Source organism: Pseudomonas sp. NFPP24 (assembly GCF_900112095.1).
Taxonomy (GTDB): domain Bacteria; phylum Pseudomonadota; class Gammaproteobacteria; order Pseudomonadales; family Pseudomonadaceae; genus Aquipseudomonas; species Aquipseudomonas extremorientalis.
On record NZ_FOKD01000011.1, the window covers coordinates 190,413 to 217,063 of the forward strand.

Annotated in this window: 27 protein-coding genes; 8 read left to right on the forward strand and 19 right to left on the reverse strand. The window is 62.1% G+C overall.

Translation table 11 applies throughout. The features are described from left to right. Positions 1 to 23: 23 nt before the first annotated feature. Positions 24 to 1,190 (reverse strand): catalase family protein, encoded by a 1,167-nt coding sequence (locus tag BM026_RS22830; RefSeq protein ID WP_093530158.1) that lies wholly within the window; start codon positions 1,188 to 1,190, stop codon positions 24 to 26. Further along, positions 1,187 to 2,995, reverse strand: a complete 1,809-nt coding sequence (locus BM026_RS22835; RefSeq protein ID WP_093530160.1) for a di-heme-cytochrome C peroxidase — start codon at positions 2,993 to 2,995, stop codon at positions 1,187 to 1,189. The genes BM026_RS22830 and BM026_RS22835 overlap by 4 nt, the downstream gene beginning before the upstream one ends. Positions 2,996 to 3,253: 258 nt before the next feature. Between BM026_RS22835 and BM026_RS22840 the strand changes: the two genes are divergently transcribed. The 4 genes from BM026_RS22840 (at position 3,254) to BM026_RS22855 (ending at position 5,569) form a co-directional block, all read left to right on the forward strand. Then, complete coding sequence (locus tag BM026_RS22840; protein ID WP_071492256.1) at positions 3,254 to 3,985, forward strand: BamJ family beta-barrel-assembly machinery protein; 732 nt, start codon at positions 3,254 to 3,256, stop codon at positions 3,983 to 3,985. A 323-nt stretch (positions 3,986 to 4,308) separates the two neighbouring features. Further along, positions 4,309 to 4,767, forward strand: coding sequence for a YkvA family protein (locus BM026_RS22845; RefSeq protein WP_093514450.1), 459 nt, complete (start codon positions 4,309 to 4,311; stop codon positions 4,765 to 4,767). Between the two features lie 92 nt (positions 4,768 to 4,859). Continuing rightward, positions 4,860 to 5,201 (forward strand): helix-turn-helix domain-containing protein, encoded by a 342-nt coding sequence (locus BM026_RS22850; RefSeq protein WP_093514451.1) that lies wholly within the window; start codon positions 4,860 to 4,862, stop codon positions 5,199 to 5,201. Continuing rightward, complete coding sequence (locus BM026_RS22855) at positions 5,198 to 5,569, forward strand: hypothetical protein (protein ID WP_005786715.1); 372 nt, start codon at positions 5,198 to 5,200, stop codon at positions 5,567 to 5,569. The genes BM026_RS22850 and BM026_RS22855 overlap by 4 nt, the downstream gene beginning before the upstream one ends. On the opposite strand, the gene BM026_RS22860 is transcribed toward BM026_RS22855, so the two are convergent. Both BM026_RS22860 and BM026_RS22865 read right to left on the reverse strand, forming a co-directional pair. After that, a complete protein-coding gene (locus BM026_RS22860; RefSeq protein WP_071492291.1) occupies positions 5,566 to 7,335 on the reverse strand; it encodes a bifunctional diguanylate cyclase/phosphodiesterase in 1,770 nt (589 codons plus the stop codon). The two genes, BM026_RS22855 and BM026_RS22860, sit on opposite strands and share 4 nt — an antisense overlap. Positions 7,336 to 7,453: 118 nt before the next feature. Further along, on the reverse strand, positions 7,454 to 9,535 hold the full coding sequence (locus tag BM026_RS22865; RefSeq protein WP_175507964.1) for a carboxy terminal-processing peptidase: 2,082 nt from the start codon (positions 9,533 to 9,535) through the stop codon (positions 7,454 to 7,456). Positions 9,536 to 9,673: 138 nt separating this feature from the next. Between BM026_RS22865 and BM026_RS22870 the strand changes: the two genes are divergently transcribed. Next, positions 9,674 to 10,636 (forward strand): zinc-binding dehydrogenase, encoded by a 963-nt coding sequence (locus BM026_RS22870; RefSeq protein WP_093530164.1) that lies wholly within the window; start codon positions 9,674 to 9,676, stop codon positions 10,634 to 10,636. A gap of 116 nt (positions 10,637 to 10,752) precedes the next feature. Here BM026_RS22870 and BM026_RS22875 read toward each other — a convergent pair whose 3' ends face one another. The 6 genes from BM026_RS22875 to BM026_RS22900 all read right to left on the reverse strand — a co-directional run bounded on the left by BM026_RS22875 (position 10,753) and on the right by BM026_RS22900 (position 16,113). Beyond that, positions 10,753 to 11,406, reverse strand: a complete 654-nt coding sequence (locus tag BM026_RS22875) for an HAD family hydrolase (RefSeq protein ID WP_093530166.1) — start codon at positions 11,404 to 11,406, stop codon at positions 10,753 to 10,755. A 30-nt stretch (positions 11,407 to 11,436) separates the two neighbouring features. Continuing rightward, positions 11,437 to 12,426 (reverse strand): ABC transporter ATP-binding protein, encoded by a 990-nt coding sequence (locus BM026_RS22880; RefSeq protein ID WP_092248008.1) that lies wholly within the window; start codon positions 12,424 to 12,426, stop codon positions 11,437 to 11,439. Then, positions 12,423 to 13,223 carry an ABC transporter permease gene (locus tag BM026_RS22885; RefSeq protein WP_092248011.1) on the reverse strand — a complete coding sequence of 267 codons (801 nt, stop codon included), beginning with the start codon at positions 13,221 to 13,223 and terminating at the stop codon, positions 12,423 to 12,425. Before BM026_RS22885 ends, BM026_RS22880 begins: the two co-directional genes overlap by 4 nt. Next, positions 13,210 to 14,046: an ABC transporter permease gene (locus tag BM026_RS22890; protein ID WP_092248014.1), complete on the reverse strand. Its 837-nt coding sequence runs from the start codon at positions 14,044 to 14,046 to the stop codon at positions 13,210 to 13,212. Before BM026_RS22890 ends, BM026_RS22885 begins: the two co-directional genes overlap by 14 nt. Continuing rightward, positions 14,043 to 14,849 (reverse strand): alkaline phosphatase family protein, encoded by an 807-nt coding sequence (locus tag BM026_RS22895; RefSeq protein WP_093122638.1) that lies wholly within the window; start codon positions 14,847 to 14,849, stop codon positions 14,043 to 14,045. The genes BM026_RS22890 and BM026_RS22895 overlap by 4 nt, the downstream gene beginning before the upstream one ends. A 187-nt stretch (positions 14,850 to 15,036) precedes the next feature. Continuing rightward, positions 15,037 to 16,113 carry an ABC transporter substrate-binding protein gene (locus tag BM026_RS22900; protein WP_093530168.1) on the reverse strand — a complete coding sequence of 359 codons (1,077 nt, stop codon included), beginning with the start codon at positions 16,111 to 16,113 and terminating at the stop codon, positions 15,037 to 15,039. Between the two features lie 347 nt (positions 16,114 to 16,460). Here BM026_RS22900 and BM026_RS22905 point away from each other — a divergent pair, with 347 nt between their 5' ends. Further along, positions 16,461 to 17,186, forward strand: coding sequence for a UTRA domain-containing protein (locus BM026_RS22905; RefSeq protein WP_033900319.1), 726 nt, complete (start codon positions 16,461 to 16,463; stop codon positions 17,184 to 17,186). On the opposite strand, the gene BM026_RS22910 is transcribed toward BM026_RS22905, so the two are convergent. Genes BM026_RS22910 through BM026_RS22945 form a run of 8 tightly spaced genes read right to left on the reverse strand, consistent with a single transcriptional unit; the run spans position 17,167 to position 23,323 of the window. After that, positions 17,167 to 18,126: a metal ABC transporter substrate-binding protein gene (locus tag BM026_RS22910; RefSeq protein ID WP_092248023.1), complete on the reverse strand. Its 960-nt coding sequence runs from the start codon at positions 18,124 to 18,126 to the stop codon at positions 17,167 to 17,169. The two genes, BM026_RS22905 and BM026_RS22910, sit on opposite strands and share 20 nt — an antisense overlap. Further along, the gene (locus tag BM026_RS22915; protein ID WP_071492268.1) at positions 18,126 to 19,025 is read right to left on the reverse strand and encodes a metal ABC transporter permease; all 900 of its coding nucleotides are present in this window, start codon (positions 19,023 to 19,025) and stop codon (positions 18,126 to 18,128) included. Before BM026_RS22915 ends, BM026_RS22910 begins: the two co-directional genes overlap by 1 nt. Then, the gene (locus tag BM026_RS22920) at positions 19,022 to 19,768 is read right to left on the reverse strand and encodes a metal ABC transporter ATP-binding protein (RefSeq protein ID WP_071492269.1); all 747 of its coding nucleotides are present in this window, start codon (positions 19,766 to 19,768) and stop codon (positions 19,022 to 19,024) included. The genes BM026_RS22915 and BM026_RS22920 overlap by 4 nt, the downstream gene beginning before the upstream one ends. Further along, positions 19,765 to 20,685, reverse strand: a complete 921-nt coding sequence (locus BM026_RS22925; RefSeq protein WP_092248031.1) for a metal ABC transporter substrate-binding protein — start codon at positions 20,683 to 20,685, stop codon at positions 19,765 to 19,767. Before BM026_RS22925 ends, BM026_RS22920 begins: the two co-directional genes overlap by 4 nt. Positions 20,686 to 20,704: 19 nt before the next feature. Further along, entirely contained in the window at positions 20,705 to 21,265 is a 561-nt protein-coding gene (locus BM026_RS22930; RefSeq protein WP_093530170.1) for a DUF6162 family protein, read from the reverse strand. Then, positions 21,262 to 21,591: a hypothetical protein gene (locus BM026_RS22935; RefSeq protein WP_071492272.1), complete on the reverse strand. Its 330-nt coding sequence runs from the start codon at positions 21,589 to 21,591 to the stop codon at positions 21,262 to 21,264. Before BM026_RS22935 ends, BM026_RS22930 begins: the two co-directional genes overlap by 4 nt. Continuing rightward, positions 21,588 to 22,124 carry a thiamine pyrophosphate-binding protein gene (locus tag BM026_RS22940; RefSeq protein ID WP_092248034.1) on the reverse strand — a complete coding sequence of 179 codons (537 nt, stop codon included), beginning with the start codon at positions 22,122 to 22,124 and terminating at the stop codon, positions 21,588 to 21,590. The genes BM026_RS22935 and BM026_RS22940 overlap by 4 nt, the downstream gene beginning before the upstream one ends. Continuing rightward, entirely contained in the window at positions 22,121 to 23,323 is a 1,203-nt protein-coding gene (locus tag BM026_RS22945) for a PepSY-associated TM helix domain-containing protein (protein WP_092248037.1), read from the reverse strand. The genes BM026_RS22940 and BM026_RS22945 overlap by 4 nt, the downstream gene beginning before the upstream one ends. Positions 23,324 to 23,607: 284 nt before the next feature. Between BM026_RS22945 and leuC the strand changes: the two genes are divergently transcribed. Continuing rightward, on the forward strand, positions 23,608 to 25,026 hold the full coding sequence (gene leuC, locus BM026_RS22950; protein ID WP_093530172.1) for a 3-isopropylmalate dehydratase large subunit: 1,419 nt from the start codon (positions 23,608 to 23,610) through the stop codon (positions 25,024 to 25,026). After that, positions 25,023 to 25,637 (forward strand): 3-isopropylmalate dehydratase small subunit, encoded by a 615-nt coding sequence (gene leuD / locus BM026_RS22955; RefSeq protein ID WP_093530174.1) that lies wholly within the window; start codon positions 25,023 to 25,025, stop codon positions 25,635 to 25,637. The genes leuC and leuD overlap by 4 nt, the downstream gene beginning before the upstream one ends. Here leuD and BM026_RS22960 read toward each other — a convergent pair. Continuing rightward, positions 25,634 to 26,548 carry a LysR substrate-binding domain-containing protein gene (locus BM026_RS22960; RefSeq protein ID WP_207240106.1) on the reverse strand — a complete coding sequence of 305 codons (915 nt, stop codon included), beginning with the start codon at positions 26,546 to 26,548 and terminating at the stop codon, positions 25,634 to 25,636. The genes leuD and BM026_RS22960 overlap by 4 nt on opposite strands. Between the last annotated feature and the right edge of the window lie 103 nt (positions 26,549 to 26,651).

Consider the following 26,651-nt stretch of genomic DNA (forward strand, 5'->3'; position numbering starts at 1 on the left):
GCGGGCCTATTGTTACGCACTTTTTACGGGGCGTTGCGGCTGTGGCGGTAATCGCTGACCGCTTCATACACCGCCTTGCGCAAGCGGTTGATGCCGCCGATGGGGCGATGCTCTGCTACGCCGAACCAGGGGTTGAACGACTGGTTGTCGCACGCCAGGTTCTGCTCGGGGGTATCGAAGTCCTGCGCCGGGATCCGCACCTTGGCCACCGTCTCATACGGCGCGTCGCTTTCCTTCCACTCGATGCTGGTGTCTTCGATGGGCATGAATTTCTGCGGGTTCTGCCGCTGGATCTGCAGCACGAAACACGCCGGCACGCGATCGGTAGACAACTGCTGGCTCAAGGCACTGCGCAGGAAATTCGGCAGGTCCTGATTCTGTTTGGGCAGTGCGTATTCCGGGCAACTCTGTGGGTCGGGGGCCGCGCGGAACTTGGCGTTGGCCGCGCCGAACTTGTAGGGCGAGACCGAAAAGTACGTGGTCTGTGTCGGGCTCGCCGGTGCCGGCGCCAGGGTGGCGAGGGCGATGAACAGGTGACGGACCTGCCAGGTACGCGGGTCGACCTTGGGGAAGAACGCCAGGACTTTCTTGCCATCCGCCTGGGCGCCGATGTTCTGTGCGTACTCCGCGACATCACTGACAAAGAAGTTCGGGTGGCTGAACATCACGAAGTCCTGTTCGGTGCGGGTCTGCTGGTCGGCCAGCAGTTGCTTGCCCGGCACGTCCAACAGCTTGAGCGCCATGCCCCGTGCATCGCGGATGCTGTCGAACTGCGGGTAGGCGTTGCCGTTGGACAGCCGCATCAGCGCCTGCCAGGTCTTGCCCGGCTCGGCAAACACGCCCTGGCGCAGCGCCGGATCGAGGTCGGCCATTACGCTGACTTCGGCCTTCACGCAGCCATGGGCCTTGGCGTGGGCGTCGCGCAGATAGCGCGTCCCTTCGCGGTGCTGGTCGACGATGCGCACCGCCGTCTGGATGATGCCCTGGGTCATCGCCGCTTCGCCGGGCGGAACCTGCTCATTCGGCGACACCGGCCCGCTGTGCTGCCAGGCATACCAGGCGGTAGCGGCCAGCCAGCCGAGCAGGCCGAGGCCCACCAGCCAGACTAAGGTCTTGCCGAGAAACGCACCCATGCGCAGCCACAGGCGGGCAAGCAGGGAAGGTCGGTCGTAGGGGGATCGAATCATCATGGCAGTTGTTGCTCCAGCGGGCCGCCCAGCACTTTGAGGTATTCCAGCAGCGCCCAGCGTTCCTGCGGTTGCAGGTAACGGCCGATCACGCCATTGCCACGTTGCCCGGCACGGAATTCGTGGCCGCTGTTGTGGTTGCCGGTGATTTTGGTATCGAACAGGAAGGCGTTCTTGAACGCACCGGTTTCGAAGCCCAGATGACGCGGATCGTAGTTGAAGGTGCCTTTATAGAAGGTGGTGCTGCGCTCGTCCTGAGGCGAGAGTAATTGGTAGATCGTCGGCACCGAACCGTTGTGCAGGAACGGCGGCGTAGCCCATACGCCAGCCAATGGCCGCGCCTTATAGGCCCGCAGCTCGCGCACGCCGATGGGCAAGCCGTAGCCATCCAGGCGCGGACGCTCGGCCGGGGTCACGCCGGCGGCACGGTAGGCATGCTCTTCGACAAACGCGGTGACGTAGGCGAGGCCCTTGGCCACGGACATCTTTTTCAGGTCCAGCGGTTCGGTCGGCGTCGGGTGCAGCTCGACGTTGAGTGTGGCCAGTTCCGCCGGGTCCCATTGCAGGGCGCTGAGGTCGTAGCGTTGGTCGGCAATGTTGCTGGCAGTACCGGGGTCGGTGCCGATGTAGTCCACCGGCAGCATTTTAAGCGCCTGCACCGGGCGGCCGTGTTCCTGGGTGACGCTGGGCACATGGCAGCCGGCGCAGTTTTCCGCGAACAGTGCACGGCCCTGGGCGGCGAGGGGCTTGTCGATGGCGCCGAACAGCTCCTCGGGCCAGGTCGGCGGCTTGAGGCGTTGCAGGGTTTCTTCGATGAGGTTGAGGTCACGCACGCGGACGCTGGACGGGTAACGCGCATCGCCCTGGAGTGGCTGGCCGGCGGCGTCGAAAAAGCTCAGCGTGGCGCCGACACCCAGGGCCTCACCGATATTGCGCGCCATGGGTTGCTGGGCCGAACCGTTCCATTGCACCCAATCGAAAGTCCAGATGTCCCACAACTGCGGGTAGTCCACCGGCGCGTTGGCGACGCGATAATTGTCGGGGGAAATCGCATCGCCAAAGCTGGCGTTGGCGATACGGCCAAACGCGTCGGTGCGGCCCGGGCCTTCCTCGGTGGGGTAGAGGCCGCGATGGGTGTCATTCCAGGCCACCTTGAGGAACTGGTTCAGCGATTGCTTGAAGTCCTGGCGCAGTTGTTTGTGTTCGGCGTCGTAGCGATCGCCGAGCACTTGGCGGGCAAAACGCTCGAACTTCCACGGGTTGTAGTAGGTGGCGGCGAGGCTGGCGACCAACGCCTGGCCGAAACTGCCGCCGCGCAGGGTCGGAACGCTGGAGGGCAGTACATGCTGGGCCGAGCCGCCGTCGATGCGCAGGGCCTGGCCTTTGAAGTGCAGCTCGCCGGTATGGCAGGCGGCGCAGGTGATATCCAGGTATTCAACGTTGCTGCCGGCGTTTTTATGCCGGGCGAAACCCACGGGCAAGTTGCCGGGGTTTTGCACGGTGGGCACCTGCCTGGGGTCGACCAGGAAACCGAAGCGCGCCAGGTAGTCGGGCGTGGCAAAACGTCGCTCGGAAAACGGCAGTTCGAGGGCGGTGAACCAGTCGTAGTGCAGGCCTTTCACTTGTGTGCCCTGGGGCGTGAAGTAATAGGTCTGGCGGTCGGCGGCACTCCATTGGTCCTGGTAGTGGACCTGCTCCACAGGCACGTAGTCCGGCAGCTTGGGGTTGATGGTGTAATAGAGCACCACGGCCAGCACCAGGGCCAACATGGCGAATATCAGGAGTAAAACACGGGAAAAAATGCGCAAGATGGCTATCCTTGTCTCGGCCTTGTCGAGTGGTCGCGTTGTTATGCCACTACGCCACAAGGGCGGCAAGTGGCCATGAGCCTGGTAGTAGGTGGCTCCACGATGCGTCGCGGCCCTGCATCATGAATGAAAATGCTTTTAAACACGTGAACTTATCGGAAGTTTCCTGCTCACATGCCGGTAGCCATTGGTCGTGGCCGCCTGATAAGCTCGCGACTTTATTCGAATGCCCTTTTGGCGCATGAACAAGGAAATAGCATGAAACAGCATCGGTTGGCGGCGGCGGTGGCCCTGGTTAGCCTGGTACTTGCGGGTTGTGATTCGCAGACCAGCGTAGAGCTGAAAACCCCGGCGCAGAAAGCTTCCTACGGTATCGGCCTGAACATGGGCAAGAGCCTTGCCCAAGAAGGCATGGATGACCTGGATTCCAAAGCGGTAGCCCAGGGCATCGAAGATGCGGTCGGCAAAAAAGAGCAGAAGCTCAAAGACGACGAACTGGTTGAAGCGTTTGCCGCACTGCAGAAGCGTGCCGAAGAACGCATGACCAAGATGAGCGAAGAGTCGGCAGCCGCCGGCAAGAAATTCCTCGAAGATAACGCCAAGAAAGACGGCGTCGTCACCACCGCTTCCGGTCTGCAGTACAAGATCGTGAAGAAGGGCGATGGCGCCCAGCCCAAGCCGACCGACGTGGTGACTGTTCATTACACCGGCAAGCTCACCAACGGCACCACCTTTGACAGCTCCGTGGATCGCGGCAGCCCGATTGACCTGCCGGTCAGCGGTGTGATCCCGGGTTGGGTCGAAGGCCTGCAACTGATGCACGTGGGCGAGAAGGTCGAGTTGTACATTCCTTCCGACCTGGCCTACGGCGCACAGAGCCCGAGCCCGGCGATTCCAGCCAACTCCGTGCTGGTCTTCGACCTGGAACTGCTGGCCATCAAGGACCCAGCCAAGGCTGACGCGCCTGCTGCACCAGCCGCCAAGAAGTAATCGGCGCCTGAACATACAACGCCCCGTCTCGACGGGGCGTTGTTGTTTCTGTGGTCAGCAAGCCCTCTCCCACATCAGAGCCTGGCGAATTCAAACGAACGTCTGCAACCTCCAACAGTCTGATATAAGACTCGAGTACGGGTAGCCGCACATCAACGCCAAGTCAATGAAATCTTGGGTTTTTTTTCAGTGCGCAAAAAACGCCCGATCTGACTGCAAGCCTTGTACTACGTGGCTTTCAGCCCGGAAAACAGGCTCTGTTCACAAGGTTATCCACAATTTGTGTGGATAACCTTTTATGTCATATGGAACTGGAGTGACGAATGAAACCACCGTTCAATTTCACCCGTTTCCTGCCCATGGCCGCACGCCTTCTGGGTCGCGGGCGCTTGCCTACGCTATTGTTCGCGGTCGCTGCCAAGGGCTCGAACCAAGGCAATCGCCTGGGCAAGCTCAAGGATGATCTCAGGTTGCTCCAGGCCCTGTGCCTGGCTTACTGGCGCGGTGAGTACCGGGCCATCAGCCCCAAGGCGCTGATCTCGGTGGTGGCGGGGCTGATGTATTTCCTCAGCCCGATTGATGCGATCCCCGACTTTATCCCCATGTTCGGCATGCTCGACGACATTGCCGTGCTGGCATGGGTCATGAAAACCCTGGACGGCGAACTGAGCGCGTTTCGCGCCTGGCGCGACGCTCAGCGTCCGGAAAAGCTCGCCGTGGTTGAGCGGCTGCCTGCGACGCCCGCGCTGCTGGCCCAGGAAAACCCGCAAAAAAACCCATGACCTGGCTATCCCCTGCGACCTTTGTGGCTGTTAGGATTACACTCCTAAGGAAAGAGCTTACTTAGTAAGTGCAGTTATCCTACGGGGCAGTCATGGATATTCAGATAATTTCACGCAATGGCGAACCCGAATACGCGGTGTTGCCATGGGATCAGTACCAGGCGTTGCTAAAAGCGGCCGGTCAGCAACAGCCTACGCCACCTCCTTCCGTATCGACTGCCCAAGCCGCCCCTGCGCAGGATCTGCGCCTGCTCGCCGACCTGCGCGGCTTGCGCGAAGCCAAAGGCCTGGCGATCGAGACCCTGGCCCGCACCGTGGGCATCAGCCCGTCATATCTTGGATTGATTGAAAGTGGTGAACGCCAGCCGGATGCCGCGATCCGCCGCAGCCTGGCCTGGGAATTGGGCGTTGCAGGTTGGAGGGATGAATCTTGAGCCTACGTATCAGCCGTCAACACTGGGATGGGTTACTCAACGAACTGGACCAGGCGCGCCGCCAGCGCCATTTGCTGACCTACCGCGCGCTGTTGGAGCGCCTGCAATTTCCCACTCCGGCCATGCAAACCCTGGCCGCTGCCCTGGAACACCTGGCAGCGCTGGACGCCAAGGCCGAGCAGCCATTGCGCAGCTCGCTGGTGATCAGCCAGGGTGCCAGCCGTTTGCCGCGTACCGGTTTCTTTGAGTGCGTGGAGCGCCTGGGGCGTTTCAGCGGGCCGTCCGATGGCGTGGCCGCCGCCTCCTGGCACGCTTCGGAAGTGGTGCGCGTGTTTGAATACGAGTATCCCGAGTCCGCCGAGGCTTAAAGCGCCTGGGGCAGTGCGTCCATGCTGTCGATCACATGGATGCTGTAGCCGGCCATATCCTTGGCATGGTGTTTGGCTTGCGACGCCAACTCCGCCAACTGGCTGGCATCGAGTTGTCCACAGGCCTGTGGATACAAATGCACCACCCCGATGGACAGCGACAGCAGTGCAAACTCCTGGCGCACGCCCTGGCGGTTCAACGCCACGAAACAGCCGGCCTCCAGATGCTCGGCGCGGTAGAAGCGCCGGCATTGGGTGTGGAAGTCATCCAGCAGCTGGTTGAGCCGCTTGCGCCAGTCCTGCGGGCCGAGCACCAGCAAAAAGTCATCACCGCCGATATGCCCGACAAAGTCGCGGCTGGGATCGACGCGGTCGTTCAGGCACTGCGCCAGGCACAGCAACACCTCATCCCCACGCCCATAGCCGTAGATGTCGTTGAACGGCTTGAAACTGTCGATATCCACGTAGCAGATCACCGACTCGCGCTGCTGTTGCAGAAGACGTGTGAGGCACTGCTGGATCGGCACGTTGCCGGGTAGCAGGGTCAGTGGATTGGCGTAGCGCGCCTGCTGGATTTTCCGTTCGGTGATCAGCTTGAGCACATCGATCACCCGGCCCAGACCCAGGTAATCGCCATTGAGGGTGATGATGAAGTCTTCTTCGATACGTTGCCGCGCACGGCTGGTGAGCAGGCGGCTGACCTGTTGCAGCGACTGGCTCAACTCCACCGCCAGGAAGTCGGTGCTCATCAAGCGGCTGATGGGCTTGCGTGCAAACAGGTCGGTGGCGAACGGCTTGAGCAGTGCATCCGACAGCGAATGCCGGTGCACGATACCGATCGGGTGCCCACGCCCGTCCAGCACCGCCAGGGAATTGAGGTTGGCCTGGCGGCGGAACGCTTCGAGTACCTGGGCGGTGGCGGTGTCCTGGTCCACCGCCGGCTGTTCGCTCAGCAGGGCGCTGAGGTCGCTGCCTTCATCGTTCAGTGCCACATTGGAACTGTCGGGCTTGGGCAGCATGAGGCGGGCTTCCTGCGGCGGTTGCTCCTGCGGTCGGCACAGCAGGTAGCCCTGGACCAGGTCCACACCCATTTCCGTCAGCACCGCCAACTCCTCGTGCAACTCAATGCCTTCGGCAATCACCTGGGCGCGCGACGCCTTGGCGATCTGCAGGATGGAGCCGACAAACTCGCGCTTGAGCGCATCCTGATGGATACCGTCGATAAAGTGCCGGTCAATCTTCACGTAATCCGGACGCAGCTCCGACCACAAGCGCAGGCTGGAATAACCGGCGCCCAGGTCATCCAGGGCAATCGAGAAGCCCATGTTGCGGTAGTGATGCAGGGCGGTTTGCAACAGGTCGATATCGTTGGTGGGGGTTTGTTCGGTGAGTTCGATCACCACCTGGCTGGGTGGAATGCCGTAGTCATGCAGCAGTTGCAGGGTGCGTCCCGGTTGGTGCGCGGTTTCCATCAGGGATTGAGGCGAGACGTTGAGGAACAGCTTGCCCGGTAGCTTCTGCTCGCTGAAGCGCCGGCACGCGCTTTCGCGGCAGGCGATCTCCAGTTCACTCAGGCGTCCGGCCTGGCTGGCCACGGAGAACAGGGCGACGGGGGAGTGCAGCGGGCTGTTGGACGGGCCGCGGCTGAGGGCTTCGTAGCCGAGAATGCGCCGTTCAGACAGGCAGATGATCGGTTGGAACAGGCTGTGCAAACTGCCTTGAGCCAAGATAGAGCCCAATGCATTCAGCTGTTCGGTCATGGTCATGGCGATCTCGATCGAAAAAAAAGGACCGCAGGCTTGAAACCTGCGGTCCTTCATTTCACGACAGAATGATGTCTATATGATGACACTCCAAGGAGCGATCACATTAAATCGCCATCATTTACTGCTTGGCCACCTGCTTGCTGATCTTCAGGTAGTCCAGCAGGATCCGGCCGGTCTCGGCCAGGTAGGCGTCGTCTTCCGGCTTGGTTTTTTCCGCTTCGGTCGGCAGCGCATCTTCGTCTTCTTTCTTCAGCTCCTTGAGTGGATCCTCACCCTTGGCCTTGCGGCGGATGTTTTCCAGTACGAGTTGCTTGTTTTCGATGTCGGCATGCTGCGCGCGACGGTCCACTTCGTTGAGGCTGACGGTTTTTTCTTCCATCAACTTCTTGGCCAGGGCCAGCTTGTCGCGGATGAACACGAACTCGGCATCCTTGGCGGAGCGGGTGTCGTGGTCAGCCTTCAACTGCGTCAGGAACGGCTTGAACGGATCCGACGCCGGCTTGATCGCCGGGCGGATGGTGTCCCACGGCATGGCTTCCGGCAGGGCGCTTTCGCCGATTTCCTTGGTGTCGATGATCGACGGGAAATCGATGTCCGGCAGTACGCCCTGGTGCTGGGTGCTCTGCCCGGAAACCCGGTAGAACTTGGCCAGCGTCAGTTTCAGCTCGCCATGGTTCAGCGGCTGGATGGTCTGCACGGTGCCTTTGCCGAAGGTCTGGCCGCCGATGATCAAGGCGCGGTGGTAGTCCTGCATGGCGCCGGCGAAAATCTCCGAGGCCGAGGCCGAGAGGCGGTTGACCAGCAAGGCCATCGGGCCTTTGTAGAAGGCGCCCGGGTTCTCGTCTTCCAGCACGTCGACACGGCCATCCGCGTTGCGTACCAACACGGTCGGGCCCTTGTCGATAAACAAGCTGGTCAGCTCGGTGGCTTCCTGCAGGGAGCCGCCGCCGTTGTTGCGCAGGTCGATGACCACGCCGTCGACTTTTTCCTTCTGCAGTTCGGTGAGGATTTTCTTCACGTCGCGGGTGGTGGATTTGTAGTCCGGATCGCCGGCACGGAAGGCCTTGAAGTCCAGGTAGAAGGCCGGGATCTCAATCACGCCCAGCTTGTAGTCCTTGCCATCCTGCTTGAGGTTGAGGATTTTCTTTTGCACAGCCTGGTCTTCGAGCTTCACCGCTTCACGGGTGATGGACACGATCTTGCTGGTCTGGTCGTTCGGTGCATTGGTGTGCGGAATCACTTCCAGGCGCACCACGCTGCCTTTCGGCCCACGGATCAGCTTGACCACTTCGTCCAGGCGCCAACCGACCACGTCGACCATCTCTTTGTCGCCCTGGGCCACGCCGATGATCTTGTCGGCCGGAGCGACCTGCTTGGTCTTGTCGGCCGGGCCTGCCGGTACCAGGCGCACGATCTTGACCTGATCATTGTCGCTTTGCAGGACGGCACCGATGCCTTCCAGCGATAGACTCATGTTGATATCAAAATTTTCCGCGTTATCTGGCGACAGATAATTGGTGTGCGGGTCGTAGGACATCGCGAAGGTGTTGATGTAGGCCTGGAAGATATCTTCGGCACGGGTCTGGTCCAGGCGCGCCAACTGATTCTTGTAGCGCTTGGTCAACAGCTCCTGGATGGCCTTGGGCTCTTTGCCGGCGATCTTCAGGCGCAGCACTTCGTCCTTGACGCGTTTGCGCCACAGGTCGTCAAGCGCGGCGGTGCTGGTCAGCCAAGGTGCGTCCTTGCGGTCCACCAGAAGGTTTTCCTTCTGGGTGAAGTCGAGCTTGTCGACGCCTTTGTCCAGCTCACCCAGGGCGAAGTCCAGACGCGCTTTGACGCGGTCCAGGTAACGCTTGTAGATGGTGAACGCGGGCTGCAGGTCGCCGCTCTTGAGGAAGTCGTCGAACTGGGGCTTCCACTTGTCGAACTCAGCGATATCGCTGGCTAGGAAGTAGCTGCGCGACGGGTCCAGCAGCTTGAGGTAGCTGTCGTAGATGATCACTGAGCGAGCGTCGTCCAGCGGCGGCTTGCTGTAGTGATGGCGCTTGAGCAACTCGACGACGTTAAGGCTGGCAATCACCTCATCGCGATCAGGTTGAAGATTGTCCCAGCTGTTGGCTGCGAACGTATTGGTCGACATCGACGCGAAGCCGAGACCAATGAATAGAGCGAGGGCGGTGCTGGGGAACAGATGCTTCATGCTGATTCGACGCGGGGGCAATTGATAACGCATATTAGGCCGTCTTTGAGGGAGCCGGTTCCATATGGTCCGGTCGCATAATGCAAAAAGCCCGGCGATACAGCTACGGGCTCAGTCCAGACTCACTATGGAGGCACTGTGAAAGCATTGCAAGGCGTTGACGGTCATGTGGAGTGGTTGGAAGAACCCGGTCCTACTTGCGATGTAGGGCAAGTTCGTATTCGTGTGGCGGCAGCGGGCCTCAATCGCGCCGATTTATTACAGCGGGCGGGGCTCTATCCGCCGCCGCCGGGTGCCAGCCACGTGCTGGGCCTGGAGTGTTCCGGGGTGATCAGCGAAGTGGGCGCCGGCTCGTCCTGGCAAGTCGGTGACCGGGTTTGCGCACTGCTCGCCGGTGGCGGCATGGCCGAGGAAGTGGTGGTGGATGCGCGCCACGTGCTGCCGGTTCCGGAAGGCCTGTCGCTGGTCGAAGCGGCGGCGCTGCCCGAGGTGTACAGCACGGCGTGGCTGAATCTGTTCCAGTTGGCGGGCCTCAAGCCCGGTGAAAAGGTACTGCTGCATGCCGGCGCCAGCGGCGTGGGCTCGGCGGCGATCCAGTTGTGCAAGGCGTTTGGCAGTCCGTGCTGGGTCAGCGTCGGCTCGGCAGAGCGCCTGACCTATTGCGAGGAGCTCGGTGCACAGGGCGGCGTGGTGCGTACCGACGGCATCGAGGGGTTGCGGGATTTCGGGCCGTTCGATGTGATCCTCGACCCGGTCGGTGGCAACTATGCGGCGCTGGACCTCAAGCTGCTGGCCCTCGATGGTCGTTGGGTGTTGATCGGCTTGATGGGCGGGCGTGACGCGCAACTGGACCTGGCCCAGGTACTGGGCAAGCGCATTCAGTTGCTGGGCTCGACCTTGCGCAGCCGCAGTGATCAGTTCAAGGCCGACCTGCTCAGCGACTTGAGCCAGCATGTATGGCCGCTGTTTGTTGAAGGGCGGCTGAGCCCGCAACTGGCCAAGACCTTCCCGATCAAGGATGCCGAGGCGGCGTTTGCCGAGCTGGCGACCAACCAGATTTCCGGGAAGTTGGTGTTGGTGATCGACGAAAATTTGAGCTGAATGCGGTCAATGTGGGAGGGGGCTTGCCCCCGATGGCGGTGGGACAGTGAAGAATTCTTCATCTGACACACTGCCATCGGGGGCAAGCCCCCTCCCACATTTTGATCTCGGTTCAATCAGATCCAGTGGTGGATTGGCCAGCCAGCTTTTTCGGCGTGTTCGCGCAGTACCGGGTCCGGGTTCACCACCTGCGGATGATCCACCTTCAGCAGCAACGGCAAATCATTGCGTGAGTCCGAATAGAAATACGCGCCTTCCAGCGTTTCACCTTCCTGTTCCAACCACGCCAGCAGACGCGTGATCTTGCCTTCACGGTACGTCAGTACACCCGCGGTACGCCCGCTGTACACGCCATGGCTGACGTCCAGTTCAATCCCCAGCACTTCATCAATGCCGATCCGCGCCGCAATCGGCGTAACCAGGTGCGTGCCCGAGGCGGAGATCACCAGGATCCGGTCGCCATTCGCACGGTGGCGGGCGATGGTCTTGGTGGCGTCGCTGTAGATCAGCGGCTCGATCACATCCTCGACCCACGGCTCCACCAAGTGCTCGATTTCCTCCGGCGTGCGGCCGATCATCGGCTCCAGGCTGAAGTCCATGAAGTCTTCCATCTTCAGCTGGCCCTGGCTGTAGGCGGCCATCAATTCGTTGTTCCTGCGCATGAACGACTCAGGGTCGACCCAGCCCAGGCGGCCCATCTGCTCGCTCCACAGGGTGGCGCAGTCGCCATGGATCAGGGTGTCGTCCAGATCAAAAATTACCAATGCCATCCGTCACGCTCTCTCAATAATCGTCGCTGCTCAGGCTACTTCACACAGGGCGCTGGGGTCGATGGAAAGTGCCAGGCGTTGCCCATCCGGGTGCAAGTCGTCGGCCGAGCGGTTGAGCACGTCCACCACCAGTTCCACGCCGCGCGCTTCGATGCGGTAGCGAATCACGTTGCCCAGCAGGCTGTGGCTGCGAACCAAGGCGTCCAACTCGCCATTGCGGCTCAGCTCGATGGCTTCCGGGCGGATGGCGATACGGCTGTTGATCGGGCGTTGCAGCAATTGGGTGGCCTTGTCGGCATCCAGCAGATTGTAGTTGCCGATGAAACCGGCGGCGAATACGTCCACTGGCGCGGTGTAGAGGGTCTCGGCATCACCGCTCTGCACGATCTTGCCCTGGTTCATCAGGAAGATCCGGTCGGACATGGTCAGGGCTTCTTCCTGGTCATGGGTCACAAAGATCGTGGTCAGCCCCAGCTCGCGCTGGATCTGGCGGATCTGCTCGCGCAGGTGCTTGCGAATCCGCGCATCCAGTGCCGACAGCGGCTCATCCAGCAGCAACAGGCGCGGGCGCGTGACCAATGAGCGGGCGAGGGCCACGCGCTGGCACTGGCCGCCGGACATCTGGTGCGGGTAGCGACCGGCGAGGTCCTTGAGTTCTACCAGTTGCAGGACTTCCTGCACGCGCTTGTGGCTGTCGTCGGCGTTGACCTTCTGCATGCGCAGGCCGAAGGCGACGTTCTGTTCCACGGTCATGTTGGGGAACAGCGCATAGCTCTGGAACACCATGCCGATATGGCGTTTCTGCGGGCTCAGCGGGACGATGTCCTGGCCATCCAGCAGGATTTTGCCACTGTCCACCGAGGTCAGCCCGGCGATGCAGCGCAGCAGCGTGGACTTGCCGCAACCGGACGGGCCGAGCAGGGTGACGAACTCGCCCTTGGCGATTTCGCAGTTGATGTCACTGAACACCGGGGTGCCGGCGTAGCTTTTTTGCAGGTGTTGGACGCTGACGAAGCTCATTGGCTTTTGTCCTTGTTCAAGATATTGGCGGCCCAGGTCAGCACCAGCACAAAGAAGAAGTAGGAAATCACGACGGCACTGGTGAAGTGGCCGCTGCTGTTGCGCATGTTGTTCAGGTAGACCTGCAGGGTTTCGTAGCGCGTACCCACGAGGATATTGGCGAACACGAACTCACCGAACAGGAACGAGAACGACAGCAACAGTGCCACCATCAAGCCTTTGCGCAGGTTGGGCAGCACCACCAGGATCGCCGCCTGCCAGGTGCTGGCGCCAAGCAGCTGGGAGGCGTCCATCAGGTCGCGCAGGTTGATCGCCTGCAGGTTGTTGGTGATCGCCCGGTACATGAACGGCAGTGCCACGGTGAAGTAGCAGCCGATCAAAATCCACGGCGTGCCCACCATCGCAAAGGGACCTGAGCCATACAATTGCAGCAGGCCCACCGACGACACCACGGGCGGCACCGCGAAGGGCAGCAGGATCAGGATGTTCATCAGCGCGTCGAGTTTGGGAAAGTGGTAATGCACCACGAACAGCAGCGGCAAAATCAGCACCACCGACAGCACCAAGGCGCCCACGCACACCAGCAACGATTGCCCGAAGGCCATCAGGAAGCGCGGGTCGCTCCACAGCTGCACATACCATTTCACCGTGAAACCAGCGGGCAGGATCGTTGCCGACCAACTGCTGGCGATGGAATAGACGAAGGTGCCGATCAGCGGCAGCACCAGGATCGCAAACAACAGGCACACCACCACGCGGTGGTAGAGGGAGGCCGGGCCGGCTTCAGCGCGAGACATGGTAGCTCCTCTTGAGCAGCAGTTGATGGACCACGGTGACCACGGTCATCAGCGCCACCAGCACCACGGCCAAGGCACTGGCCAGGTTCGGGTCGAGGGACACGTCACCGGAGACCAGGCCCGCGATGCGGATCGGCAGCACGTTGAAGTTGCCGGTGGTCAGCGCATACACCGTGGCATAGGCCCCAAGGGCGTTGGCCAGCAGGATCACGAAGGTGCCGAGCAGGGCCGGGGTGAGCACCGGCAAGCCGATGTGTCGCCAGAACTGCCAACCGTTGGCACCCAGCAGCGACGCCGACTCACGCCAGTCCTCGCGCAGCGCATCGAAGGCCGGGTACAGCAGCAGTACACCGAGGGGAATCTGGAAATAGGTGTAGAGAATGATCAACCCGGTCTTCGAATACAGGTTGAAGTCCTGAATGATCCCCGCCTGCTTGAGCATGATCGTAATGCTGCCGTTGAAGCCCAACAGGATGATGAAGGCGAAGGCCAGGGGCACGCCGGCAAAGTTGCTGGTCATGTTGGCAAAGGCGGTAACGAAGTTGCGCAGCGGCGAATCCACCCGACGCAGGGAGTAACTGCCGAGGGTGGCGATGATGATGCCGAACACGCTGGAGTAGAAGCTGATCTCCAGGCTGAACTGGATGGCTTGCAGGTAGAACTTCGAGCTGAAGATGCGCGTGAAGTTTTCCACGCCCCAGCCAGCTTCTTCGGTTTGCAGGCTGTTGATCAGCACCCATACCAACGGGGCGATTTCGAACACGATAAAGAACAGTGCGAAAGGCACCAGGCACAGCAGCGCCAGCCATTTGCCTCGGATCATTTCAACAGCTCCCGGCATACAGGTTTGTCGTGGGGTACGCCCAGCAGCTCACAGACGGTGCCGCACAGCTCGGTCTGTTTCGGTGCGGCGCGGCTGTCCAGGCTGAACGCAGCCCCCAGCACAAACAGCGGCACTTCGCGTTCTTCGGGGAGCAGGCCGTTGTGGGAACGGTCGTTGTTCATGCCGTGGTCGGCGGTCACCAGCACCTGGTAGCCGGCGTCGAGCCAGGTGTGCAGGTAATCGGCCAGGATGATGTCGGCCGAGCGTGCGCTGTTGCGGTACTGGGGGGTGTCGAGGCCGTGCTTGTGGCCGGCGTCGTCGATGTTCATCGGGTGCACCAGCAGGACGTTCGGCGCGTGCTTGAGGCGCAGGCTTTCGGCGTCGGCGAACAGGTGGGAATCCGGGTAGTGGTCATTCCAGTAGAAATGCCCGTGCTGGATCGCCAGCGCCGGGTCGTCGGTATGACGGTCGCGGGCGGCGAGAAAGGGCGTGCGGTTATACAACTCGCTGACCCAGTGATAAGCCGCCGCCGCGGTAGTGAGGCCGGCGTCGGTGGCGTAATGGAAGATGCTGCGCTGGTTGGACAGGCGCGAGACGTTGTTGTGCACGATGCCGCTATCGATCGGCGGTACACCGGTGAGAATGCATTCGTACAACGGGCGGGACAGGGCGGGCAGTTCACATTCCAGTTTGTACAGGGCTGCGCGTCCTGCGCCGACATAGGCCTGCAAGTGCCCCATGGCGTGCCGCGCAACCTCGAAGTTGAGGCCGTCGAGCACGACAAGGATGACATTGTGCTTCATGGGGGGAGGCGCTCCGCAACGATGGACTTGGCTCGATATTCCTGATGCATCTGGGTTCAAGTGTGGGAGGGGGCTTGCCCCCGATAGCGGTGTGTCAGTTTGAATATCTGTCACTGATCCACCGCCATCGGGGGCAAGCCCCCTCCCACATTGGATCTCCAGTGGAGTCCAATGTGGGGTGGCAGGCTTACTTCATCTCTACGATGACTTGCTCGTTCCACAGCTGGGGCAGCTTCTTGGACGTGGCTTCCCAGGCATCGGCATCCTTGATCGGCTGCGGGTTGGCCTTGGTGTACTGCTCGCCCGGGATCAGGTTCTTGGCGATCTCGGTCGGCAGTTTCAGGTCGGTTTCAGCACGGATCGGACGCGCATTGCCTTTGGCCAGGTTGAGTTGGCCGGCGTCGCTGAAAATGTACTCGCGGGTCAGCTTGGCGGCGTTCGGGTGCTTGGCGTATTTGTTGATGAGGGTGGTGTAGCCGGATTTCACCGAGCCATCCGATGGGATCAACACCACGTAGTCATCCGGGTTGGCCATCTTGGCCTTGTAGCTCAGGCCGTTGAAGTCCCAGACCACACCCACTTCGACTTCACCTTTTTCCATTGTGGCGATAGTCGGGTTGGACAGTGAGAGGCGGCCTTGCTGGGCGATCTTGGTGAAGAATTGCAGGCCGGGGGCGATGTTCTTTTCGTCGCCTTTATTGGCAATGGCGGCTGCCAGTACGCCGTTGGCCGCTTGCGCCGCAGTGCTTACGTCACCGATGGAGACCTTGTATTTGCCGTTTTGCAGGTCAGCCCAACGGGTGGGCACTTCAGAGCCGTGCAGCAGCTTCTTGTTGACGATAAACGCGATGGTGCCGGTGTAGGCCAGGGCCCAGTGACCGTCCTTGTCTTTCGCCCAATCCGGGACCTGGGCCCAGGTGGACGGTTTGTACGGCTGGGTCACGTCCTGCTTCACCGCAATCGGCCCGAACGCCGCGCCCACGTCGCCGATGTCGGCGCTGGCGTTGTCTTTCTCAGCCTTGAACTTGGCGATTTCCTGGGCCGAGCTCATGTCCGTGTCGATGTGCTTGAGGCCGTAGGTCTTGGCCAGGTCTTCCCAGGTGCCTTTCCAGTTGGCCCAGTCATCGGGCATGCCGACGCTGTTGACAGCGCCTTCTGCCTTGGCGGCAGCTTCCAGGGTTTTTAGATCGGTATCAGCGGCCATGGCGGCGGTGCACATGGCAATGGTCGAGCCTAACAGTGATGCCAGGAAAAGCTGTTTCATCCGAAGCTCCTTTGGGCGTTTTCAACGCGGCGGTTGTTTCTGCGGTGTTGTTGGTCTAGGTCAGAGCAATACCTGAGCCAATCTAGGCTCGATGGATGACAGTTTCATGTCGATGTCGTTTTTAAAATGCTGATGTCGCTTGTCGCAGAGTCAGCGTAGACCATGCTCAAGTGCCCGTGGGGAAGGGACTTGGCCGACGTATTGCAGGGTGTGCTGCGACGGCTGCACACGGACTGTCATCTGTCGGTCATCTGTACTACCTAGGCTGGCACTCAACCGTGCAAGCCCATTTACGGAGCGGTTTGTGCACCTTGTCGGTGCTGGTCTAGTCCAGATAGGTAACGTTGATGCGTGATGAGGCAATCAAGGCGGTGACATCCATCGGCCTGGCGCTGCAAGAGCAGATCGACCACGGCCTGTTGCCGCCTGCCAGCAAACTGCCGGCCGAGCGCAAGCTCAGCGAGTTGTTCGGTACCACCCGGATTACCGTGCGGGAAGCCTTGTTACAACTGGAAGCGCAGGGTCAGATTTATCGCGAGGAGCGACGCGGCTGGTTTGTCTCGCCGCCACGGTTGGCCTACAACCTGATGCAACGCAGCCACTTTCACGCGATGGTCAGCGACCAGGGGCGGGTGGCGTCCACCGAGGTCATCTCCGCGCGGCTGCAACCGGCGTCGGCGGCGGTGTGCGCCTGGTTGCAGCTGCCGGCACTGTCGAGCGTGATCCAGATCTGCCGGGGTCGGCGCATCGATGGACGCCTGGTATTGTATGTGGAGCACTACCTGAACCCGCAGTATTTCCCGGGGATCCTGGCGTGTGATTTGAATCAGTCGATGACCGAGCTGTACGCACGCAAGTACGACCTGCACTACGGGCGGGTGCGTTTCGAGATCGTGCCGACGTCACTGCCGGTGGAGGCTGCTGCGGCGTTGCGCGTATCGGTGGGCAGCCCGGGCTTGCGTATCGCCCGGGTCAATTATGACCAGCACCAGCGGTTGATCGACTGCGACCTGGAGTTCTGGCGGCATGATGCGATTCATGTCGGTGTGGATGTCATGGGGTCAGCGCCTTGATCACCTGGTCCACATTGGTCTCCAGCTCCGCCACCGGTTCCGCACCGTCCACGTTCAGCACCAGCAGCCTGGCGCCACTTGCCGTTACCGCTGCCGTCACCGCCTCACTCGGCTGGCGATGATGCAGCACCACCGCCACATCGTTGTCCTTCAGCTCGGCCGTGAGTTTCTGTAGCGCCTCGGGCGTCCAGTCGGCATCCGGCCGTGCATCGGTGCTGAGCGCTTCGAGGTTCAAACTGCTGATCAGATAAGCAAAGTGATCGCTCAGGCTGACCACACTCAGGTTATCCGCCTTGGCCAGGCGCGCTTCGCTGTCGGCGGTGAGTTTGAGCAGGCGCTGCTTGAGGGCGGCGAGGTTGGCGTCGATCTTCGGCTTGGCGCCCGGGGCCAGGCGGCTCAGGTCGGCAGCCAGTACATCGGCCATGCGTCCCATATTGTTGCTCGACTGCCATGGCTGGCTGTTCAGGCCATCGGCAACGCCAGGCTGTACGGCGATGCCAGGCAAGCCACCATCCACCGGGCGGGCGGCGTCGACTTCGACGATACGGATATTGCTACGCCGCGCCACCGGGTACAGCGGGTCATCGGCCCACAATGAGCGCAGGCCGATGGCGGCGTCGGCGTCCAGCGCCAATTTGCTCAGGGCCGGCGCGCCACGGCCGGTGAAGTAGGACACCTGGCGTGAACCTGGCAAGTTGGCCGGCGCGGCGCGCTCAAGCTGTACGTTGGTGCCTTTGAGCAGCACCTCGGCCAGGCCGTAGGTAATCGGCAGCGAAGCGAGGATCTTCACCTGTTTTACCGAAGTGGCCTTGCTCAGTGCGACGTGGCCCAATCCCTGATGGATCTTGAGAGGTTTGGGCTCTACCCCGTCGACCGCCAGGGCCGAAGTGCTGATGAAACACGTGATGGCCAGAGCCAATGGACGAAGTACAGGGCGCATTATCCAAGATTTCCTTTGAGGCTGGGCACTGTGCCGCGCGCGATGGCGGCCAGGGCGAAGGCGATACCGGCGACCAGGATGATGGCGGCGCCGGACGGCACGGGCAGGTCGAAGATGATCGGCAGCAGGATCCCGCACAGGGTGCTGACTGTGGCAATCGCCACCGAGACCCAGAAGAAGCCCTTCAGCGACTGGCTCAGCAGGCGCGCCGCAGCCGCCGGAATCACCAGCAGCGCCCCCACCAGGATCGCCCCGATGACCTTGACCGCCGCGACGGTGATCAGCGTCACCAGGATCACGAACAGGTAGTCCAGGGTTTTCACGGCGACGCCGCGCACAGCGGCCAACTGCGGATTGAAGCTGGCCAGCATGATGCGGTTGTACAGCGGCAGCGCCAGGGCCATTACCAGCGCACCGACAACCGCCAGCACCAGCAGATCGTTGCCGTTGACCGTCAACACCGAGCCAAACAGCACGTTCTCGAGGATATGCACGTTGATCTTGCCGGCCAGGATCAGCAACAGGCTCGCCCCCAGCGCCAGGGACACCGACAGGAACACCCCGATCAAGGTGTCCGGCGCCAGGCCCGTGCGGTTGCGCAGGTAGTTGAGCAGGATGCCGAACAGCAGGCAGTAGCCGAACAGTGCGCCATACGGCCCGGTGTAGGGTTCACCCAGCAGGATCCCGACTGCCACGCCGGTCAACGCGGCATGGCCAACCGCTTCGGAGAAAAATGCGAAGCGCTTGACCACCACCAGCGTGCCCAGGCCGCCCAGCACCGGGCCGATCAGCAGACCGGCGAGCAGGGCGTTGACCACAAAACCGTAGGCCAGCGCCTCCGGCAGGTAGCCGGAAGAGGCCCAGCCCTGGACCATCAAGCGAAAGGCTTCATAACTCATTGCGCCGGGCTCCGAGGGTGGGTGGAGAACAGGGTCAGCAGGCGGTCCGGGGTCAGCGCCTCCTTGGGCGTGGCATCGAACAGCACGCGGCGGTTCAGGCCGGTGACGCGGTCGGCCAGGCGGCCCACGGCTTCCAGGTCATGCTCGATCCACAGCACGGTGATCCCGGCCAGGCGCCAGTCATTGAGCAGGCGCTCGAACACCTGGATACCGGCTTCGTCGAGGGCCGACATCGGCTCATCCAGCACCAGCAGGTGCGGCGCCGGGATCAGCCCCTGGGCCAGCAGCACACGCTGGCGTTCACCGCCGGACAGCGCGCCCATGCGCCGCTTGCGTTTGTCCTGCATGCCGACGCGCTCCAGTGCATCCCCGATCGCGCCGGCGTAGTGCCTGGACAGGCCCAGGAACGCCGGGCGCCGTTGGCACATGGCAGCCATGAAATCATCCACGGTCATCGGCAAGCCCCGGTCAAACTCCAGGGCCTGGGGTACATAACCGATGGTGCCGGGTGCGGCCGGCCAATGCAGGCTCAGCCGACCCTGATGGGGTGTTTGCCCGAGCAGGGTCTTGATCAGCGAGCTTTTACCGCCGCCGTTGGGGCCGACCAGCGCATGGATGCTGCCCGGCTGTACCTGGAAACTCACCGCATCGAGGATCGCGGTGCGACCCAGGGTCAACGACACCTTGTCGAACTCGAGCGTCGGGCCGACGCTGACCGCCTTCAGCTGTTCCGCCGCCGTCATGCTCCGGACTCCTGAATTGCCCGGACCACCGTGTTGAGGTTACCGGTCATTTCCACTTCGTACTTCTCGGCGCTGTATTCGCCGTAGGAAATATGCGACAGCGGGTACAGCTTGACCCCGGATTCACGCTGGATGGTGTCGACGTAGGTGGACGGGAAGTCCATCTCCGAGAAGATCACCTTCACGTCCAGGGCGCGCAGTTCGTCGATGGTTTTCTTCAACTGGCTGGGGCTTGGCTCGATGCCGTGGGCCGGTTCGACCACGGCGGTGACTTCCAGGCCGAACTCGCGCAGCAGATAGTCGTAGGCCGCATGCACGGTGGCCACGCGCAGGTCCGGGTTGGGTGCGCTGGTCAATTTGGCCAGGGCATCGGCACGCATCTGGCGCAGGCGCTTGCCGTAGGCGCGGGCGTTCTGGGTGTAGGTCTTGGCGTTGTCCGGGTCGAGCTTGCCCAGTTCGCGGGCAATGTTGTTGACCTGGGCAATCGATGCGCTGATCGACAGGAAGGTATGCGGGTTGACCACCTTGCCCGCACCGCGTGCGGCGTTACCGGTGGCGGCCAGCAATGGCACATTGGCGTTGGCTTCGATCACCGGGATGTCCGGGCGCTCGCTGGTAGCGATCATGCGGTCGGCGAAATCATCGTGGCCGACGCCGTTGAGCACGATCACGTCCAGGGTGCCGATGCGCTTGATGTCTTCGGCGCGTGGCTCGTAGGCATGCGGGTTGAAACCGGCCGGAATCAGCGGCACCACCTCGGCCTTGTCGCCGACGACATTGGCCACGTAGCTGTAATAAGGGTGCAGGGTGATGCCGATACGCAGGCGCTTGGTTGCCTCGGCATTGGCCAGGGGAGCGAGCATCAGGCTGAACAGGCCAACCAGCAACAGGCGCAACAGGGGCGATGAAATAGACATGGGCAATCGGTCTTCTCGTTCAGTGACGGTGCTGGCGGGTGACGCCGGCATCGAATTGCGCGACCACCTGCCGCCAGCCGGCTGCGATCAGCGCCTGGTCGGAGAGGTCGGAGGGAGCGGCGAGGTTGGCCTGGCGATTGAGCCAGATGTCCGGCTCGGCACCGTGCACGCGCATCAGTAATGAACCGCTGGTCGCTGGCGCCTGGCTCAAGCCCAGGTAGGCCGAGGGTTCCAACAGTTGCCAGCGGTGATCGCCACGGCTGACCGAACTGGCGTCCTGGGCAAACGGCGCAAAGCCTTCTTCGGCCAGTTGCGCCGGGCTGGGCAGCGCGCTTTGTTCCTGCTGCAACAGCTGGATTTCATCCAGGGTCACCCGCAGGTCTGCATAGACGCCTTGCTCGGCGGCGCTCAAGTCGCGGCGCGCGTCCAATTGGTGGCTGGGCACCGCCGCGACTTCCTGGGATTCACCGTGCAGTGCTATTACCGAGCCGGCCACCGCGAGGATGATCAGGCACAACAGCAGCACGTAGAGGGTTTCGTGACCGGCACCGGCCGGGCGTACAACCTGTGTGGTACTCATTGCGGCTGGATATCCGCTTGGTCGATTTCCACCACGTGGCCGGGACCGGCATCAAACAGCACGTAGAACTCGGCGGACGGTTTCTTGAAGGTCAGGGTCGAGTCCTGGCCGAGCTTGCCGGGCACCAGGATGGTTTCGTCGTAGCCGATCACGTCCAGGGTCACGCCGGGTGCACCGCTGCCGTCGGAGAAGCCGCCCTTGCACTGGATCTGCTCACCGGGGATTTCCTTGCACTCGCACATCGGGTTGTGGGCGAGGGCGACGGTACTGAACCCCGCACCCATCAACAGGACGCCGCAGGCGCGGGTCAGTCGCATCAAAGTCATGGTTTAACTCCTTGCTTGTTCAGCCAGGCAATCGTGGCAGGCGAAGCCTGGCTCAACGGGATGGAACCCTGATGCATGCTGCCGTCCCAGCCTTCCATGGTCACCCACAGTTCGGCGTCGACGGGCGTGCGTTCCGGGATCGGCAGGCCGGCGCCCATGCGGTAGGGCGTACCGAAGAAGATCACCCCGGCAGCGCGCAGGCTGCGCGGCTTGCCGATGCGCAGGTAGGTGGCCTTGACCTGGTTGGCACAGCTGTCGCACAGGGCGGCGTTGAAGAATTTCATCGGGCCGGCCGGGTCGGGGCGCGGGCCTTCATTGCGAAACTCGGCAAGCTTCAGGCTCCAGGGTCCGACCTGTACGTCGCCGGCCACCCGTTCGCCGATGCCGGTGTCGCCGCGAAACAGCGCTGCATCGGCGAAGTACTTGGGCATGAAGCCCAGCGGCACCAGCAACAGCAGCACATTGAGATGGAAACGCCATTTCAGCCAGAGCGCCCGCAGAGGCGATGGTTTTACCGCAGCGACCTTGCTCATGAGTTGGCCTCCGAGGTTTGCGCCTGCCGGGCGGGGAGGGAAACCGGTTTGTGCTGTGCCTTGACTTCACGCTTGAAGGCATTGAGGGTGGCCAGGGCGGTGCGCTTGGTCCAGATCAGCAGGCCGCTCAACACCATCATGCTCATGATCAGGCCGAAGAAGGCCCAGATCAGCTTGATCCAGATGCCGCCGAAGTCGCCGGTGTGCAGGGGGCGCATGGATTCGGTGACGAACTCCAGCTTCGAACGGTCGGACAGCAGGTGCGCCGCAGCCACTTCACCGTCATAGGGGTTGATCTGCGCGGTCTGGAACATCAACGGGTACCAGCCCCGCCCGCCGATCTGCAGGTGACTGTAGGCATTGAGCGGCAGGCTGATGAAGCTTGCCTCCAGGCCAGGGATGCGCTGGGTGGCGATCTTGATCGCCTCGTCCACCGGAATCATGGGGGCCGGCACGCCGGGCGCCGACATCGGCACCTTCTCCCGGGCAATCACCGGGATGACCGGTTCGGTGGAAATCGAAATCTGGTTGTCGCCCAAAATCGCCCGGATCAGGAACCAGATGCCGGTAACGGAGATGACTGCTATGAACCAGATCGACCAGATACCGCTCAAGCGGTGGAAGTCCCCCCAGAAAATCCGCGCGCCGTGGCGGATCCGCAGAGTCGGGCGCAGGAAGCCTTTCCAGAACCGCTTGTACACCACCAGCCCGGTGACCAGCGACGCCAGCAGCGGGATGCCGAGTGCCGACACCAGGTACCAGCCCCAGCTGTAGCCATTGGTGAACGGCACCAGCCACCAGCCATGCAGGGCGCGGGTGAACTGCTGGAAGTTGAAGGAGGGGCTGATGCCCTGGATCGCCCCGGTGTACGGGTTGACGTAGACCTCCACCGAGCGTCCGTCGGGGTAGCTGAGGTCGACGCTCAATGCAAAATGCGATTCGTCGGGCCGGCTGATCGACTGCACATATACCTGGGGTTCATCGCGCTTGATGGCGGCGATCACCTGGTCATAGCTCAGCGGTTCGGCATCGTCCGAGGGCTTGCTCGCACGGATATCCGGGTTGGCCAGCCAGACGATCTCCTGGCTGACCACCGCCAGGGTGCCGGTGACGCAGACGATCAGTACAAAGAACCAGATAGGCAATGCCAGCCAGCTATGTACGAGAAACCAGAGTTTGGAGCGTGACTTCTTCGACATGTGAATGAGGGTCTTGATCGGAGGAGGGCAATGGAGGCCCGGAAAAGGCCAGTCGTAGCTTTTGCTGACGCGACGGGCTGTATCTAAGTTAAGACGGATGAGAATGAGAAATCCCTAAGGCGGATATGAAAGAAAATGTTTCAGGTTCACATTCGGGGCGTTTTATTGCCTTGATCGAACACGAAACATGTTCCAAGCCATCACCCAGGCGCCATTGATGGGGCGAGGCGGCTGCGTAGGATGGGCGCATACCGTTGAGCGCCGACAAAAGTGAGCCCAGAAAAATGACTGCCCGAACCCTCTACGACAAACACATCGATTCCCACACGGTGTGCCCCCTGGATGACCAGGGCCATGTGCTGCTTTATATCGACCGCCAGGTGATCAACGAATACACCAGCCCCCAGGCCTTCAGCGGCTTGCGCGAGGCCGGGCGCAACGTGTGGCGCCCAGGCACGGCGCTGGCCGTGGTCGACCATGTGAACCCCACCACGCCCAAGCGCGTCGCGGCGATGCCCGATGCAGGCGGGGCGCGGCAGGTGTCCTACCTGGCGGAGAACTGCCGGGACTTCGGCATCGAGCTGCTGGACATCCTCGACAAGCGCCAGGGCATCGAACACGTAATCGCCCCGGAGCAGGGCTTTATCCTGCCAGGCATGGTGATCGCCGCCGGTGACAGCCACACCACCACCTACGGCGCCCTCGGTGCCTTCGGTTTCGGCATCGGCACCTCGGAGATCGAACACCTGCTGGCCTCTCAGACGCTGGTCTACAAGCGTCTGAAGACCCTGCGGGTCACGGTTGAGGGCGACCTGGCACCCGGCCTGACGTCCAAGGATGTGATCATGGCGTTGATCGGCAAGATCGGCGCTTCCGGTGCCACGGGCTATGCCATTGAGTTTCGTGGTTCCACCATCGATGCGCTGAGCGTCGAGGCGCGCATGACCATCTGCAACATGGCGGTGGAAGCGGGCGCGCGCGGCGCGTTCATGGCGCCGGACGAAAAAGTCTTCGCCTACCTCAAGGGCAAGCCGCGTGCGCCGAAAGGCGAGCTGTGGGACCAGGCGCTGGTGGGCTGGCGCCAACTGCACTCGGATGCCGATGCGGTGTTCGACCAGGAAGTGCACCTCGATGCCAGCACCCTGGAACCCATGGTCACCTGGGGCACCAGCCCCGACCAGGCCGCCCCCATCGGCGCCCGCGTGCCCGACCCGCAGGACGTCAGCGACCTGATCCTGCGCCAGGACATGCGCCGCGCCCTCAACTACATGGGCCTGGAAGCCGGTATGCCGTTGAGCGAGATCGTCATCAGCCATGCGTTCATCGGCTCCTGCACCAACGCCCGCATCGAAGACCTGCGCGACGCCGCCAGCGTGGTGCGTGGCAAGCGCGTCGCTGAACACGTGCGGGCGATGATCGTGCCGGGCTCCACCGAAGTGCGCGACCAGGCCGAAGCCGAAGGCCTTGCAGCGATTTTTATCGACGCCGGCTTTGAATGGCGTCAGTCGGGTTGCTCGATGTGCCTGGCGATGAACGACGATGTGCTCGCCCCCGGCGACCGCTGTGCGTCCAGCACCAACCGCAACTTCGAAGGCCGCCAGGGCGCGGGCGCACGCACCCACCTGATGAGCCCGGCGATGGTCGCCGCCGCTGCCATTACCGGCCGCCTCACTGATATCCGCCACTTTGGAGCGCACCCATGAGCCTGCAACCCTTCACCCTGGTCACCGGCAAGGCCGCGCCGATGCTGGCGGCCAACATCGATACCGATGTGATCATGCCCAAACAGTTTCTCAAGGGTATTGACCGCAGCGGCCTGGACCGCGGGCTGTTCTTCGACCTGCGCTTCTTGCCGTCCGGCGAGCCCAACCCCGAGTTCGTGCTGAACCTGCCGGCCTGGCAGGGCGCATGTTTCATGGTGGTCGGGCCGAACTTCGGCTGCGGTTCCAGCCGGGAACACGCGGTATGGGGCTTGAAGCAGATGGGCATCCGCGCGCTGATCGGCAGCAGCTTCGCGGGGATTTTCTATGACAATTGCCAGCGCAACGGGGTGTTGTTGATCACCTTGGATGAGGCGGTGTTGCAGCAGCTGGGCAAGACCGTCAGCCAGGCGGACCAGGCGCAGATCAGTGTCGACCTTGAAGCCCAGCAGATCCATTTGGCGGATGGCCAGGTGATCCCGTTCCAGATCGATACCCTGCGCAAGACTGCGTTGTTGCGGGGCCTGGATGCCATCGGCAGCACCTTGCAGCGCAGTGCGGAGATCAAGGCCTTCGAACGCCGGCACCTGCAAGCCAACCCCTGGCTGAGCTAGATCGACAATCCCTTGAAATGCTCCTGCAAAAACTCCACGCAGGCCCGCAACTTCCCGGAATACGCCAACCGTGTCGGGTATACCGCCCACACGTTGGCACTCTGGGTATAACCGTGCAGTAGCTGCACGAGCTTGCCTTGCTCCAACAGCGGCTTCACATCCCACATCGAGCGCAGCAGCACACCGCGCCCATCCAATGCCCACTGCAGCACAATTTCGCCATTGTTCGACGACAGCGGCCCGCGTACGCGCACGCTTTCCTGGGTGCCGTCGCGCTCCAGGTTCCAGATGCCGAACGCGTTATCGCGCTCCTTGAGTATCAGGCAGTCGTGCTGCTCCAGGTCACTCAACTGTTGCGGTGTGCCGCGCCGCTCCAGGTAAGCCGGGGCGGCGCACAGCACGCGCCGGTTGCTCACCAGCCGACGGCCGATGTGCTGGCCGGGGATGTCGTCGCCCACGCGGATCTCCAGGTCGAAGCCTTCGCTGACGATATCCACCACGCGGTCGAACAGGTCCAGGCGGATTTCCAGGTCCGGGTACTGCTCAGCCAGCAACGACACGGCGGGGGCCACATGGTTGCGACCGAAACCGAAGCTGCTGCACAGATGCAGGTGGCCACGCGGGCGGTCATGGGCGTCGGAGAGTTCATCGGACAGTTGCTGGAAATCTTCGAGGATGCGCACCGCCCAGCGCTGCACCCGTTCACCGTCTTCGGTCAGCGCAATGCGCCGGCTGGTGCGGTGCAACAGGCGGGTGGCCAAGGTGGTTTCGAGAATCTGGATGCGCTTGCTGACATACGCTGGCGACAAGCCCAGCTCATCGGCCGCCGCAGCGAAACCGGCCTTGCGGATCACGGTCAGGAACACCCGCAGGTCTTCGGGTAGGGGCACGGTATCTTTCTTGTTAGTCATCACAAACGGGGCTGGCGGCATGAGCCGCCAGAATAGCACCGGTTGGGCAGACCTTTCGGCAGGCCCGGTTGCTTGCCGGCGGTGAACGCGATAGCAGCGAAGG